The 15,039-nt window shown below is 49.8% G+C and carries 13 protein-coding genes; 2 read left to right on the top strand and 11 right to left on the bottom strand.

All coding sequences use genetic code 11. The features are described from left to right. Positions 1–25: 25 nt before the first annotated feature. On the bottom strand, positions 26–418 hold the full coding sequence (acpS, locus tag HPT30_RS14955; RefSeq protein WP_175372154.1) for a holo-ACP synthase: 393 nt from the start codon (positions 416–418) through the stop codon (positions 26–28). A gap of 249 nt (positions 419–667) precedes the next feature. On the opposite strand from acpS, the gene HPT30_RS14960 reads away from it, so the two are divergent. Then, positions 668–1,501, top strand: coding sequence for an alpha/beta hydrolase (locus HPT30_RS14960; RefSeq protein WP_175372155.1), 834 nt, complete (start codon positions 668–670; stop codon positions 1,499–1,501). Between the two features lie 158 nt (positions 1,502–1,659). Here HPT30_RS14960 and nadE read toward each other — a convergent pair whose 3' ends face one another. From nadE to HPT30_RS30705, 3 genes are all read right to left on the bottom strand, one after another. Then, positions 1,660–2,469 (bottom strand): NAD(+) synthase, encoded by an 810-nt coding sequence (nadE, locus tag HPT30_RS14965; protein WP_175372156.1) that lies wholly within the window; start codon positions 2,467–2,469, stop codon positions 1,660–1,662. A 201-nt stretch (positions 2,470–2,670) separates the two neighbouring features. Further along, positions 2,671–3,105 (bottom strand): BrxA/BrxB family bacilliredoxin, encoded by a 435-nt coding sequence (locus HPT30_RS14970; RefSeq protein ID WP_066374486.1) that lies wholly within the window; start codon positions 3,103–3,105, stop codon positions 2,671–2,673. A 122-nt stretch (positions 3,106–3,227) separates the two neighbouring features. Beyond that, positions 3,228–4,985, bottom strand: coding sequence for a two-component system sensor histidine kinase NtrB (locus HPT30_RS30705; protein ID WP_175372157.1), 1,758 nt, complete (start codon positions 4,983–4,985; stop codon positions 3,228–3,230). Between the two features lie 176 nt (positions 4,986–5,161). On the opposite strand from HPT30_RS30705, the gene HPT30_RS14980 reads away from it, so the two are divergent. Continuing rightward, positions 5,162–6,430 carry a BaiN/RdsA family NAD(P)/FAD-dependent oxidoreductase gene (locus tag HPT30_RS14980; RefSeq protein WP_175372158.1) on the top strand — a complete coding sequence of 423 codons (1,269 nt, stop codon included), beginning with the start codon at positions 5,162–5,164 and terminating at the stop codon, positions 6,428–6,430. Between the two features lie 296 nt (positions 6,431–6,726). Here the strand turns inward: HPT30_RS14980 and HPT30_RS14985 are convergent, their stop codons facing one another. The 7 genes from HPT30_RS14985 to HPT30_RS15015 form a co-directional block, all read right to left on the bottom strand. After that, positions 6,727–8,004: an ABC transporter permease gene (locus tag HPT30_RS14985; protein WP_175372159.1), complete on the bottom strand. Its 1,278-nt coding sequence runs from the start codon at positions 8,002–8,004 to the stop codon at positions 6,727–6,729. Continuing rightward, positions 7,983–8,738 carry an ABC transporter ATP-binding protein gene (locus tag HPT30_RS14990; RefSeq protein ID WP_066374490.1) on the bottom strand — a complete coding sequence of 252 codons (756 nt, stop codon included), beginning with the start codon at positions 8,736–8,738 and terminating at the stop codon, positions 7,983–7,985. Before HPT30_RS14990 ends, HPT30_RS14985 begins: the two co-directional genes overlap by 22 nt. A gap of 64 nt (positions 8,739–8,802) precedes the next feature. After that, complete coding sequence (locus HPT30_RS14995; protein WP_175372160.1) at positions 8,803–9,621, bottom strand: DUF2785 domain-containing protein; 819 nt, start codon at positions 9,619–9,621, stop codon at positions 8,803–8,805. 164 nt (positions 9,622–9,785) lie between these two features. Then, positions 9,786–11,084, bottom strand: coding sequence for an alpha-glucosidase/alpha-galactosidase (locus tag HPT30_RS15000; protein ID WP_175372161.1), 1,299 nt, complete (start codon positions 11,082–11,084; stop codon positions 9,786–9,788). Between the two features lie 300 nt (positions 11,085–11,384). After that, on the bottom strand, positions 11,385–12,269 hold the full coding sequence (locus HPT30_RS15005) for a carbohydrate ABC transporter permease (RefSeq protein ID WP_175372162.1): 885 nt from the start codon (positions 12,267–12,269) through the stop codon (positions 11,385–11,387). A gap of 15 nt (positions 12,270–12,284) precedes the next feature. Beyond that, positions 12,285–13,235: an ABC transporter permease gene (locus tag HPT30_RS15010; protein ID WP_175372163.1), complete on the bottom strand. Its 951-nt coding sequence runs from the start codon at positions 13,233–13,235 to the stop codon at positions 12,285–12,287. Next, positions 13,217–14,896, bottom strand: a complete 1,680-nt coding sequence (locus tag HPT30_RS15015) for an extracellular solute-binding protein (RefSeq protein ID WP_217622392.1) — start codon at positions 14,894–14,896, stop codon at positions 13,217–13,219. Before HPT30_RS15015 ends, HPT30_RS15010 begins: the two co-directional genes overlap by 19 nt. Between the last annotated feature and the right edge of the window lie 143 nt (positions 14,897–15,039).

A 15,039-nucleotide genomic window follows, 5' to 3' on the forward strand; every position in this document is an offset into this window, starting at 1 on the left:
TTATTCTTGTGTATTCATAGTCCTCTTATGGAGACTCCACTACCGCAAAAGCCGAAGCCAATTCACGGGTATGGGTGATCGTCAGATGTATAGTGTAGCCTGTGCTTTCCGGCAAGGCTAGTCTTGCCCAGGCCTCCGCAGACAGTGTGACCACCGGCTTGCCCAGCCCATCCGGCAGGATCTCGATATCCTGAAAACCCACCTGACTGCCGATTCCGCAACCTAAAGCCTTAACAACAGCTTCCTTGGCCGCGAAGCGCCCGGCTGTAAATTCCCCAGCCTTGCCGCCCCGTCCCTTCGCCAGAAGCTGCTCCTTCTCCGTCAAGATCCGCTGTAACAACTTCGCACCTATACCCTTTTGCATCATTGCCGTGATTCGCTCAATCTCCAGAAGATCATGTCCGATACCGTATATCAATATTTCACGCTCCTTGTAGACGTGTATCCCCGATTGCTTCATTTAATGGTATTATTAATGGTAAGAACTTCTTGTAGAACCTTTGTTGAACATATACCGATATAATAGAAGTGAACCTAATTTTACTGCCTATACTAAACCCTTCTGTATCTTAAAAGAAAATCGGGCGGAAGTCTATTCTGCACCTGTCCATTGACTAGAACCGCCTTACGATAAACGCCACTCTGTATAGAAAAGAGGGACCGCCCTATGAACCGCAGCTTCGAAATTCCAGCCGGAAATGATGCCCTGCTCCGTTGCTCTCGCTTTCCTGCCCACAACACACCGAAGAGCCTCGTTATCATAATTCACGGTTACAAAGGGTTCAAGGATTGGGGAATGTTCCCCTATCTCGCCAATGCACTCAGCCGCGAGCATGAAGTCGTCACCTTCAACTTCTCACATTCAGGGATTGGAGAAGATCTGCACAATTTTACCGAGCTCGATAAATTTGCGCGCAATACCTTCAGCCGCGAGCTCAAAGACATGGAGATTCTACTCTCTTATCTGAATCAGCACCCTGATTTGGGCAGCCTTCCCGTCTTTCTCCTGGGACATAGCCGGGGCGGGGCAGATGCTCTGTTATACGCGTTGGATCATCCGGAAGGAATCACAGGTGTCATCTCCTGGAATGGTGTGACCCATCCTGAGAATTTGTACTCGCCGGAGCAGAAACGAGATATGCTACAGCAAGGCCGGGCTTATATCCTTAATGGCCGCACAGGCCAGCAAATGCCGCTGGATGCAGTGCTTCTGGAAGACCTCGAGCAGCACCAAGAGCGGTATCAAATTCTGGAGCGGATGAGGGAAGCTACTTTTCCCACCGTCTTGATTCAAGGAACACGTGATGGCGAGCATTTGCGGCGCGGTTCAGCACAGTTGACCGAGATCCGTCCGGATATCGACTGGGTACAAATTCCGGACGGGAATCATACCTTTGGAACCGTACATCCCTTTGCAGGAACCACCCCACAACTGGAGCAGGCCATTGCGGTCTCCGAAGCTTTTATCGACCGTACACTTGCTAGCCAGCTGGGACAATAACTGTCCTCTTACTGTTCTCCCGAGCTGTTGGCAGTCGTCCCTCGATGTCGTGTCTTTCTGGCGTCGCCCTCACAAAACGGCAAAAACCGCCCCGGACTCTGCACTGTTTCACAGAGCACCCCGTGGCGGTTCCCGAGATCAGGTATGCTGTTGCTGTACTAAATACCCGGAATGACATTGCGCTTGTGCGCTGTTCTACGGTAGTAGCTCTCCAGCTTCTCTGCGACTTCAGGCCGAACCTGCTTGCCTTCCAGATAATCGCTGTTGTCATCATAGCTAATACCAAGCTCCGTCTCGTCCGTTTGTCCAGGCCAAAGTCCGGCCGTTGGCGCTTTAGTGACTACTTCTTCCGGCACTCCGATATAGCTGGCCACTTGCCGCACCTGACGCTTGTTCAGGGTAGAGAGAGGTGTAATATCGACAGCCCCGTCACCCCATTTGGTATAGAACCCGGTAATCGCCTCGGAAGCATGATCCGTGCCAACTACAAGCAGATTCTTCTCAAAGGAAAGTGCGTATTGCATCACCATCCGTGTTCTGGCCTTCACGTTCCCCTTACCCTGATGGGTCATATGACGGTGATCACCAAGTGCCTTCATGCCGTGCTCCACTTCAAGAGCGATTTCGTTCACGGCTTCCTCGATATTAGTCTCTACTGTATGCTTCAAGTCAAAAGCCTTGGCTACAGCATAACTGTGGTCAATATCTTCCTGTTCCCCGTAAGGCTGGAATACACCAAGAGTCACATACTCTTTGCCTTCCTGCTCCGACAGCTCGTCCGTTGCCCGTTTGCACAGACCCGCGGCCACCGCGCTGTCTACTCCGCCACTAATGGCGATTAGCAGCCCTTTGGCGCCTGCTTGAAGCACGTATTTTTTTAGAAAATCGACTCGCTTCTGAACCTCTGCCTCTGCATCAATTGTTGGTTTGACACCGAGGTCGGCGATAATCTCTTCCTGCAAACTCACAAACTACACCCCGTTTCATCAGTCTGAAATGATTCCATCATCATCATATCACCATAATAATGGGATCTGAACACTTCCAAACCTATTCTGTCCCAAACATGGAGGGAACATCAAGCCCGAAAGTATGTATTTCTATTTTGAAAAATCCCGCATGCAGCCGGAATATCCGGCGCAGCGAGATTATATGGAATAGCTATGATTTTATTGGCAGAGACGGTTGAATACTTCCTTCAATTCAGCAGCAATTTCAGCTGCGGAACGGTCTTCAACGGAGTGACGCTCGATGAAGTGAACCAGTTCTCCATCCTTCATCAGTGCGATGGAAGGCGAAGACGGCGCATATGGAGCGAAATACTCACGCGCTTTGGCTGTAGCTTCCTTCTCCTGACCGGCGAATACTGTGAACAGGTGATCCGGCACAATCTCATTTTGCAACGCTTGGGCTACGCCCGGACGGCATTGGCCAGCAGCGCATCCGCATACGGAATTAACAACCACAAGCGCTGTACCCTTGGCATTTGGAAGCGCAGCTTCTACCGCTTCTGGGGTCAACAACTCCTCGAATCCGATGCCTGTCAGATCGTCACGCATAGGCTGGATTGAATCTCTCATATATTGGCTAAAAGACATGGACATTTCTCAGCACTCTCCTTTGCACTTTAGCTGCTTGTCAGATAATATCACAACAGCACTTACTAACTTTATTATACATCCATACTCTGTGAAAGCAAGGGATGAACAAGGCCCTTCGGCACTCTTCATCTAGCAGATACTTCCTTGGTCTCTGTAATCACATACTCCGACATCTCTGAGCGCACAGCAGGAAAGGATATCGTAAACACTGTTCCCTTGCCTTCCTCCGAATCGACGGCAATCGTGCCGTTATGCCGCTCGACAATGCTAAGGCACAGCGACAGCCCAAGACCTGTCCCCTGACTTTTTGTCGTAAAAAACGGAACAAACAGCTTCTCCCGCTGGCTTTCCGAAATTCCACTCCCTGTATCTCGTATGATCAGTTCCACATGATCCTTCACGGTTCGCGTTTCCAGTGTCAACACCCCCTTAGGACCCATGGCCTCCATCCCGTTACGACCAAGGTTGAGGATCAATTGCTTGATCTCCCGGACATTCAGATCGAGCGAAGGCAATGAGGAACTCAGCTTCACTTCAACGCTTTGACCACGCAGATTGGCATCTGCCCATAGCAAGGGACTGAGATCATCAATAATTTCATGCAAGAGGACATTCTCCTTGTGCGAAATACGACTCTGGGCAAGCGACAGAAAATCGTTGATGATACTGTTAGCACGGTCCAACTCCTCCATCACGATCTGATAGTAGGATTCTAGCTCCGGTCCGCTCTTCTCTCTCATAAGCTGGAGAAAACCACGCACCACTGCCATGGGATTGCGGATTTCATGAGTGATGCCCGCTGCCATTTGACCTACCAGGGTAAGCCGTTCTACATTGTCCAGCTCACTCCGCATTTTCTCTTCCTCGGTCATATCCTGGACGATCAGCAGGGATCCGCCGGACAGTCCCTGCACCCGGGGAGGGAGTGGAGCTATGAATATGTGATAGACCCTTGCTTTATGAATGACTTTCTCACTGGAACGCTCTTTGGTCCGGATGCTGGCACGCATGCGTGTGAAAATCTCTTCGTCTACATCTTCCCTGAACAAACGACAGACAGGTTGCGACATAATATCGACTTTAGTGACATTAGGATAATGGCTGCGGATCAGTTCGAACATATAATCGTTGATCCCCGTGATCGCTCCATTCTCATCCAGCGACATAATGCTGAGTGGCATGATGTCAGTAATCTGCTGAAGCTTCTCCGACTCCCACTGAAACTTTTCGGAGAAATCCTTCATTCGCTCCTTGAGGTGAACTCTCCCCCAAGTTACTTCTACAAAATAAATGAATACCGCCCCCAGAACGATGGCAATAAACACATACAGAGTAAGAACAAGCGCTTCCATAGCATCCCCTGAATTGCCAAAATGCCGCTCATATTTGTCTTGTCCCCCCAAGATCGGCACTAGTGCAACGAATAGCATGCTTGGGAGCAGCACCATCCAGAGCAGACCGATCTTCTCAACGACCGTTCCCTTCTTAAAACGGTCGGACATACCAAACAGCAATGGGTAGAGTAATACAGACGAATTCAACAATAGCGTACTCAGGCTGTCCGTTCTGGAGAAGAGAATGTTGCAGAACAGAAACAAGAGGGACAGACTTAATCCTGAACGGAAGCTGCCGTATAATATGCCTATAAAGGCTGGTAAAATTCCTAAATTGAGATAGGTAATGCCGAATAAGGATGTGGACATTAACGAGCAGAGCGTAACACTCAGCGCACATGCTATCATCAAAAAGGACTGGTTATCCAATTTGCTGTTCCAGCGTTTGCAATGGTTCTGATCCAGCCACCATTGAAAGAGAAACAAAAAGGAGCTCGCAGCCGATATTTGCAATAAAATATCCTTAACCGCACCAGTAATTGAAATCACTCCCCAAGTTGGACAAATAATCCTTCACCCTTAGATTAAAGCATACCCGCGCTTTTCTGACAATTGTAAATCGACAAATGATGTCAGGACTGGTGACATCAGAGCCAGAAATGGTATGATGCCGATAGAAGAACGGTAGACACAACCTCTGCTTTGACATGTAAAGGAGTAAATTCATGCGTAACTACGATGTAATAGTGATTGGTGGCGGCTCTTCGGGGCTGATGGCCAGCGTGGCTGCTGCCGAGCACGGAGCATCCGTCCTGCTGGTTGATAAAGGCTCCAAACTGGGCCGAAAGCTTGGTATTTCAGGCGGCGGACGCTGCAACGTGACCAATATTAAGGAGAACGCTGATCTGATCGCCCATATTCCGGGTAACGGACGTTTTCTCTACAGCGCCTTCGACCATTTTAACAACCGGGATATCATCGCTTTCTTTGAAGGCCTTGGCATTCCTTTAAAAGAAGAAGACAATGGGCGAATGTTCCCCGTTTCCGATAAAGCATCAAGCGTTGTCTCGGCGCTAATCAGCAAGGTTAAGAGCCTCGGTGTACAGATTCTGACCGATAGCCCTGTTCGTGAGGTGCTGTATGAGAACGGAACGGTCAAAGGCGTCCGTCTAATGTCTGGCGCTGTGCATCATTCTTCAGCCGTGATCGTCGCTACCGGCGGTAAGTCTGTGCCCCAGACTGGTTCCACCGGGGACGGATATCCCTGGGCTATAGCAGCCGGACACACCATTACGGAGCTGTTCCCGACAGAGGTGCCGATCCTCTCACGGGAGGAATGGATCAAATCCGGTGACCTACAGGGCTTGTCCCTGCGTGATGTAAACCTGACGGTCTGGAATCCCAAAGGGAAGAAGGTTATCGCCCATCGCGGGGATATGATCTTCACCCATTTTGGCCTGTCCGGACCCATTGCCCTGCGCTGCAGCCAGTTTCTGCGCCAGGTGAAGAACAAATTCGGGGTGGATGCGGTGGAATTGTCCATCGATCTGTTCCCGGATCTTCACCCGCAGGAACTGGAATCTCAGATTCAGGACAAGCTGGAACAAGAGCCGAAAAAAGCGATCCGCAATTCGCTCAAGGGATTACTGCCTGAGCGCATGATTCCGCTGCTGCTGTCCAAAGCGGGACTGGATGGGGATATTACCGGCCACAGCCTGCCTAAGAATGGCCTGCTGTCATTGGCCTCCCTCCTGAAACGGATGCCAATCTTGGTACATGGCACCCGTTCCATAGAGGAAGCCTTCGTGACCGGAGGCGGCGTCAATCTGAAGGAGATTGAACCCAAAACGATGGAATCCCGGGTAATGCCGGGCTTGTTCTTCTGCGGCGAAGTACTGGATATCCACGGTTATACAGGCGGCTATAATATTACTGCTGCGTTCTCAACGGGTTATACAGCCGGGAAGCATGCCGCTGAGGCCCGCAATAACTAACTGTTGGTTGACTAGAAGTAGAGCTACTAGTAGCACCTCCATGGTGATAATAAGGCCATGGGCGACTTAGCCTAAAACTATGGAACTTAAGATAGAACCTAAACTGTACCTAAATTATAGAGCTGCTACCACAAAACCAGCGTAACGGAGCGATATCCGTTACGCTGGTTTTATTTTACGAGCTTTTTGATTTGCAGTTGCTCTACTTTCACTCTGTTTCTGTTTCTGTTTCGGCTAATGCTTCTGCTTTTGCTAATGCTTCAGCATCTCAGTTATGTTCTAGCGTCCCTTCCTTCTCACGAACTGAGTCGAAAGGTGTTGAATACCCGTGCAATCATGATACCGGCCAAGCAGCCAACAGGAATGAACAGCAACAACCCCCACCAGGCATAGAGCTGCAGACAAACCACACCGGCGCAGAATACGGAAAACGGAATGAGCAGAATAGGAACTGCCTTGGCACCAGCCCCATTCTTCTGCTCCTTGGTAAAGGGCAATATCCCTACAAAATCATCACCCGAAAATAAGGACCAGAAGGAGTGCAGCCAATAGGCCATCAGCGAATTCAGCACGACAAATACCAGCCACTTGAGAATAGAGGGGACGATCAATATAGCCACTCCTGTTACCCCGGCGAACGACAGGTACAGCTTCATATGCGCCGGATTCCGTACCAGTGCTTTAATCGCAGCGGCTGCAAAGCGGCTCTCAGCCTGCTTTGATCTCAGCAGCGGCTGAGACCTGCGGAAGATCCACGGCTTGTGCCGGGTCGGGCGCGGCTTATCCACCACACCGCGCAGCAGCAAGCTCGCTATGCTCATACGCTGCTTGTAATCCTCGCGCACATCGTTCATGAACGTGCCGCGCAGCTGGAAGCGCAGCTGGATGGCTATAGCCGTGGCAGCCGCAAAAACTCCGGCAACCGTCAGCAGGAGACCTGGACTGTCGTACCACAGAATAGCCATCTGAAGGTAGAACCCGCAGGGAATGACAATAGCCGGAATCTGCCACAGCCATTTCCGCCACCCTTGCCGCTGCACCCGGACCAGATGCCCCAGCAACTTGACGCACCAACTCGCGACTACCGTCAGGATCAGCAGTGCAACAGCTGCTGGCACAGGCACATTATAACTGCGTACAATAAAGGGCAGCATGACCAGAAAGACTGCACATATCTTCAGCGTGGTCACTCCTAGACTGTACAACAGGCCGCGCAGCTTAATGCCCTTGATCCAACGCTGACGCTGACGAAGAAATAGCAGATCGCCCTCCTGCATAAACAGCAGCAAACCTCCCCTGCTTATCAGCAGCGCCAGCAGCGCAGGGACGATCGGAAAAGGTATTGCTGTGCTCCATGCGGGAAGAGGTTCAACCCAATATCCGTAATAGATCCGCCCTCCAAGCAGGAGGCCGGGAATAATGATATAGAGCAGTACCGTCCAATCAGCAGCGGTACGAATAATCGTCCATTGCTCACGCCAATGTGAGAGCAGCCGTCTGCGGAAGAGCCGCTGTGCCGTCGGGAAAGCATAGGCGGAACGACCTTGCCCACTCATGCCAATTCGTCGAAGCAATCAAACAACGACGCCTCCGGTAATCCGGCCTGAGCGCGGATATCCTCCAGTGTTCCGGTTGCTGCTATTTTACCACCGGAGATTAGCACGAAATCATCGCAGATTTTCTCCGCAGTATCCAGGACATGCGTAGACATTAACACTCCCGCACCACGTACCCGCTCCGCTTCCAGCAGCCGCAGAAAGTCTTTCGTGGCCCTCGGGTCCAGCCCGATGAACGGCTCGTCCACAATATAGATGTCCGGCTGTACCAAGAATCCGAGCATTAGCATCATTTTCTGCTTCATCCCCTTAGAGAATCCCGCCGGCAAGTCATTGCGCACAGGCTCCATGCCGAACTGCTTCAGCAGTCTTTCCGCCGTCTCCTGAAACTGCCCGTATTCCAGTCCGTAGGCAGCAGCAGCCAAATCCAGATGCTCCCACAGTGTCAGATCCTCATAGAAAACCGGCTGCTCCGGCACGTAGGCATACGATTTGTTCGCTCCGCCGATCTCAACCTTGGACTTGGCATGCTTCAACAGGCCGAGCAGTGTCTTGATAGTTGTACTTTTACCCGCCCCGTTCGGCCCAATCAGACCCAGTAGCTGCCCACGCCGGACCTGAAAGGAAATATCGAAGATCCGGGGATCGCCTGCCTCATAACCTGCCTCTACGATGTCAACGTCCAATACAATGTCGTCTGTCTCTGTAATGTCCTTCGTTTCCCTTACCTGTGCAGCCCCGATCTCTTCCATCCTGCCCATCTCCTACATTTGGGTTATTGAACTCCTAAATCCCTCTGCAACTAAAATTCATTTCTTAAACATATGGCTTCATAAGCTCTTGTCTGACCCGTCTGACCGCTTCAGCAAAGATTGGAGAGGAACGCCCTTCCAAACGGAAATAAAGCGCGGCGAAAAAATTTTTAACATTAAAGATGATCTTATACTCTTCCTGCAGTTCTTTCGTTCTATCCCATTGCAGGAAACCGGTCAGCCACTCCTCGAACACAGCCCCTTCCAGCTCTTGATGTTCCAAAAGAGTCACAACCGCAGAAGTCAGACGCTCCTCCTCCATATTCGTGAAGACTGTAGCCTTGGTACATACCACATTTCGGATAGAAACTAGTAATGCAATCATATCATCGGTAGATAAGACTTGCTGAGAGATTTCTTCTATGGCATCAGCAGCATGAGCTACCGCATGAGCCCAGCCCTTGCCTGCTACATAACCCCGGTAATCTTTTTCATCATTTAGAAATTGGACCAGCTTCTCTTGGATCGTTTTGATTTCAGTTGTAGTCAGGAAGGATGAGATCCGGTTGGCCGTCAAAATTAAAGGAAGTAATAATACAGAAAAAGAACGTGTAAACACAGAATCTGTTTCTGTTTCACCAATCTTGTAAAACATATGCCGTTCATCCCAAGCGCTGTAAAGCAGAGTACGCAGCTGAACTGGCGTAAAGGTATTCTGCAATATCCATCGTGAGAACGTAGAGTAAATCAACGTATCCCTTAATTCACTGTCTGCCGAGCCTATGTTCTCCAGCATCAGCTCCGAAATTAGCATATAGTTGTAATGCTCTGACACCCGGTAATCATTCTCCATTATTGTTTTCAATTCTAGTTTTAGGTTCATAGTTCCCCTGCCATTTCTTAACTTTTATTCCCATCATCTTAGACTTACGGAAATTTCCATTTAACGTTTCATGAATAAGTAAAAAAAGCCTTCCCCCGCAGAACATCTGCAGAAGAAGGCCTTTCACTTCAATAATTAATCCCAGCTTGACGCAGGATTGCTTTCTATATGAATTCCGGAAGGAATTCTGCGCTCGCTTCCAGCATTTCATCGATCAGCGACCGAATCTGATCCAGCGAGAGCTCGGCGGCAGTATGCGGGTCAAGCATCGCCGCGTGGTAAATATGTTCGCGTTTGCGGGTCAAGATCGCTTCAACGGCTAGCAATTGCATATTGACATTGGTCCGGTTGAGGCCAGCGCATTGCGGCGGCAAATCCTCTACTTTGCAAGGAGTGACGCCTTGGCTATCCACCAGGCAAGGCACCTCTACAACCGCATCCTGAGGAAGATTGCCGATCAGGCCTCCAGTGTTGAGTACATTACCGGCGATTTTAAACGGCACATCGGTCTCCATAGCCTCGATAATATAAGAAGCGTACTCATGGGTCCGTGAATGCGATACATCCGGGTTATTGACGAGGGAGTCCATGACCTCCTGCCAATATTCAGCCTTGCTGTCGCCCCAAGTCAGGTACCAGTCTGTCGTGATGTTGTACTGCTCAAGCAGCTCCGGCTGGCCGCTCTTGATAAAGTACGGCATGTATTCCGCACTGTGCATGCTGGATTCTGTCACATAGTAACCGAAGGATTTCATGATCTCATAGCGTACCATATCATCATGCGGGGCTGGACGCTCAGCGGCACGGCGGCGAATCTCGGGATACATATCCTCGCCATTACGCGTGATTTCCAGCAGCCAGGCTTGGTGGTTGATCCCTGCAATCCGGTAGCGGACATTGTCCGTAGGCAGGTCCAGTCCTTCCAGCAGTTCTTTGGCACACACCTGTACACTGTGGCACAATCCTACACTCTTGATCTTCGAACCACGCAGTACCGCTCCCGTTACGATCGCCATTGGGTTCGTATAGTTAAGGAACCAGGCGTTCGGACACAGCTCCTCCATATCCCGTGTGAATTCCAGCATAGCGTATGCAGCCCGCAGACCGCGAAGAATTCCACCCACCCCAAGCGTATCCGCAACGGTCTGCTTCAGTCCATATTTATGCGGAATCTCAAAATCACTCTTAATCGTAGGCTCATACTGCCCAACAGAGATCGCATTAATGACATAGTCTGCCCCCCGCAGCGCTTCTCTACGGTCTGTATAAGCAGTCACTTGAGCGCGTCCGCCCAGATTGCGGCTGAGGTTCTTCAGCATTTTCTCGGAATTGAATAGCTTCTCATGGTCAATATCATGCAAGGCAATTTCCGCATCAGCTAGAGCCGGCGTAGTCATACAGTCACCCAGTACGTTTTTGCTAAAAATAGTGCTTCCTGCACCAATGAAGGCAATTTTAGTCATGAGGTCTTCCTCTACTTTCTGTTTATAAATTTTGATATATAAGACGAACTTAAGAACCAAACGTTAGGCTCGTCGTCACTACGGTGGAATGTTTGGACTTCCGGCCGCTGTTGTCACCAGATTTCTTCGATTAAACCGCTTCTAGCGGTTGAAATCTGGTGACAGCCTATGCTTCCGATGTGAGCTTTCCTGCGGAAAGCCTTCAGGTGATCGCTTTCGCTCCTACAGTTCCAAACTTCCCCCTTCGCTATTCGTTATTTTCTTTCATTCGGCTTAAAAAGATCTGATATAAGAATTTCGTTACCCCTTCACGCTTCCCATCACAATGCCCTGGCTGAAATATTTCTGCAGGAAAGGATAGACGAGCATGACAGGGAGCATCGCTACAAATACTTGGGCCGCCCGCGAGGTCCGGTCTGAAATGGCTGCCCATTGGGTTAAATCAGCCACATTAATCAGGCTCATATCCCGATTCACGATAATGGTTTGTAGATACGTCTGCAGCGGATAATGTGCAGGATTGTTCATGAGGATCAGACCGTCGAACCAGGAGTTCCAATGCGTTACGATGCAAAATAGGGTTAATGTCGCAATCGCCGGAGCCGATAATGGCACCGCTATTCTCCAAAGCGACTGCCACACTCCACTACCGTCAATCCGCGCGGCTTCTTCAATCTCCGGCGGGATGTTCTTGAAGAAGTTGAGCAGCAGTATGACGTTGAAAATTGGCACTGCCGCAGGCAATATAAGTGCCCAGAACGTATCCAGAATGCCTGTCGCCCGAATCGTCATATACCAGGGAATCAATCCCCCGCTGAACAACATCGTGATAACGAAATACCATACGTAGTAATTGCGGAAGCGGAATGTGCCGCGCTCCTTGGACAACGGGTAGGCGACAAGTATGGTTAGCACCATATTGACCGGGACGCCGACCAGCACTCTTTTCACCGAAACCAGAAAGGACTCCACGAATTCCGGCTTCCCGACCACAAACCGATATGAATCCAAATTGAACTCCACCGGCCACAGACTAACCTTTCCGGCATTTACCGCCGTGCTTGAACTGAACGAAATCGCCAGTACATTAATTAGCGGCAGCAAACAGGCCAGCCCAAGCAGAATCAGAAAGGTGTAATTCAGAATGAGAAAGACGCGCCGTCCAGGGCTATTATGTCTATTCACAGGTCTCCTCCTTCTTTAAAAAATCTTGTACCCGGCAAAGCGATAGGCCAGCAGATAGGAGGCTCCTATCATGATTAGTGACACCACGGATTTGAACAGTCCCACTGCAGTAGCGACACCATAATTGGCATCCTGCATCCCGATTCTGAACACCAGTGTATCGATGATGTCTCCGCTAGGGTACACTTGGGCGCTGTACAGATTGAAGATTTGGTCAAACCCCGCATTCAGCACGTTGCCAAGGCTCAGCACAGTCATCAGAATAATGATCGGGAGCATACCAGGTAGTGTCACATAAAGCGTCTGCTTCCAGCGGCCAGCCCCATCTATCGAGGCGGCTTCGTATAAAGCCGGATTAATCCCCGTTAGTGCCGCAAGGAACACGATCGTTCCATAACCGAATTCCTTCCAGGTATCCGTCAGCACCATGGTGTACGGGAACCATTTTACATCCCCCAGAAAGAACACAGGCTTGATGTGAAAGAAGCTAAGCAGGCTGTTGATTACTCCTGTTGAAGGCGACAAAATATCAATCAGAATACCGCTCAAAATGATCCAGCTCAGAAAATGAGGGAAATAGATGATCGTCTGAATGCCCCGCTGAAACCAGCGGACCCTCGCCTCGTTCAGCAGTAGCGTTACTACTACCGGTACCAAGATTCCCGCAATAATCTTCATTAACGCGATAAATACCGTGTTCCATAGCACCTGATAAATGCCTGGAATATTCAGCATGTATTCAAAGTTGCTCCAGCCCACCCAAGGCGAATGAAGAATCCCTTTGGCCGGACGATAGCGTTGAAAAGCCATCATAATCCCGGCCATCGGAATATAGCTGTAAATGAACACCAGCAGAAATCCTGGGAGAATCATCAGATGATAGGGTAGCTCGCGCCAGTTGGATCTACGTAATTTAGAGCTCGGTACTTGCGGCTTCCCGGTTTTTCCTACCGCGACTTGTTCCATTCATTCACCTCTTTTGTAATGGCGCTGCCGCCAAGAGCCTTCCAGTTCTCCGCAAAGCGGTCAAATTGATTGAGGTCTCCACCCATGACAATTTGCGTAAAAGTCTCAAGCTGCTGCTTTTGCAGGGTAGCGTTATGCTCAGTCATCCCGTCCGTAGGTGCGCCGAAGAACAAATCGTTCTGCAGCGTGTTATTCTTCGAATAACCTTCGAGTACAGAGAGCGAACCCTTCTCACCATACATATTCAGAACACCAAAGTAATTGTTGTCACCGTCAAGCGCCTTAACTGAGCTATCGTAATATCCCTTCTCCTCCGGATTCAGCTTGGAAGGATCCTTGGTCTTCAAGGCTTCAGTGACATTTAGATAGGCATCCAGATTCTTGCGCGGGGCTTCTCCGTATAATAGAGCGTAGTTGAACAATGCAGTTCCTTTCTCAGCATCCGTGTTGTAGACATCCGGCTCTGCCGTTTCACCCCATAGTTTCTCAAGTGCCAGATTCAACAGTTTGACCGCAGCTTCCGGATGCTCCGCACCCTTCTTCACGACGTAGTACGAATTAATTGCAAAAGGCACCTGTGCTTTCGCCGGCTCCCCCGTCGCAGACGGAAGCGGTACAGCAATCCAATCCGCTTTCGGATCGGCGATTTTGCTATCCTGAAGCCAACCGGCTCCTGTATTCCAGAAGTAACCGTACAGCATGCCGACCTTGCCTGCCACGGCATCCTGATTCACTTTGCTAGGATCCTTGGTGCCGAACTCCTTATCGAGCAAACCATCCTTGTACATGCTCTGAAGGGCTGCCAGTGCGGTCTTGATCTCCGGCTGAATGCTGCCGTAAGCAAGCTCTCCATCCTTGTCGACCCAAATATTCGGATAAGCACCGTACCCGTTAAAGAATCCTTCTGCTGCGGCATAATAAGCCCCGGCATCCTTATCAGCGATATCCTTGTTAAGTCCAAGCCCGTACGTATCCTGCTTACCGTTCTGATCAGGATCGTTAAACGTGAAGGCTTTCGCCACAGACATCAGATCGTCCATCGTCTTCGGTACATCGAGTCCAAGATTCTTCAGCCAATCGGCCCGAATCCACAGCACATCAGCTTGACCAAGACCTGAACCCATCATCGGAAGGGCATACAGCTTATCTTGGAAGGTCGCTGATTTCAGCGCATTGCCTCCGTCCTCCGAGAGAATCTTCTGGGTAAATTCAGAAGCGGTACTGGAATAGAATGAAGTCAATTCTTCTATTTGTTCATCTTCTACCAGGCGCTTTAGCTGGGCCGCATTCACTTTCATAATATCGGGCAGCTGGTCTGATGCGATGGCGATATTCAGCTTTTGATCATATTGGGCTGTCGGCGTTGTCCAGTCATAGTTGATTTTGATCCCCAGTTCCTTCTCATAGGCACGGCTCCAAACGTTGTTCTGAAGCGACTCCCCTTCACTAAAGGTCATGCCATCCGAGATTGCGCGGACAGCTGTAACGGTAATAGCAGGATCATATTTACCCATTGGATCCATATTCCCGGCTTGCGGCTTTGATTCTTCGGGCGCATTGTTATTGCTTTTTGCTTCGTTATTATTGCCCGCACATGCCGTAGCCCCGAACATTAATGCCATCACTGTAATTCCGGTTACAAGCAGTTTTGCTTTCCCCACACGGACATCCCCTTTTTGTTTATGATAAGTACACTGTGATTATAGCAAGCGTTTACAAAAATGAGTGACAGGTTATCATTCTCGACTTGTATGAATTTTTTGTGCAATAAACGCTACACATTCCTCCTAAAAATCATCCACCT

It is taken from the genome of Paenibacillus agri (genome assembly GCF_013359945.1).
In the GTDB taxonomy this organism is placed as follows: domain Bacteria; phylum Bacillota; class Bacilli; order Paenibacillales; family Paenibacillaceae; genus Paenibacillus_AQ; species Paenibacillus_AQ agri.

Excerpts from the sequence above, each read along its gene's own strand:
- HPT30_RS14960 (WP_175372155.1), top strand. The coding sequence starts at position 668 with ATGAACCGCAGCTTCGAAATTCCAGCCGGAAATGATGCCCTGCTCCGT.
- HPT30_RS14970 (WP_066374486.1), bottom strand. The coding sequence starts at position 3,105 with ATGTCCATGTCTTTTAGCCAATATATGAGAGATTCAATCCAGCCTATG.
- HPT30_RS14980 (WP_175372158.1), top strand. The coding sequence starts at position 5,162 with ATGCGTAACTACGATGTAATAGTGATTGGTGGCGGCTCTTCGGGGCTG.
- HPT30_RS14990 (WP_066374490.1), bottom strand. The coding sequence starts at position 8,738 with ATGGAAGAGATCGGGGCTGCACAGGTAAGGGAAACGAAGGACATTACA.
- HPT30_RS14995 (WP_175372160.1), bottom strand. The coding sequence starts at position 9,621 with ATGAACCTAAAACTAGAATTGAAAACAATAATGGAGAATGATTACCGG.
- HPT30_RS15000 (WP_175372161.1), bottom strand. The coding sequence starts at position 11,084 with ATGACTAAAATTGCCTTCATTGGTGCAGGAAGCACTATTTTTAGCAAA.
- HPT30_RS15010 (WP_175372163.1), bottom strand. The coding sequence starts at position 13,235 with ATGGAACAAGTCGCGGTAGGAAAAACCGGGAAGCCGCAAGTACCGAGC.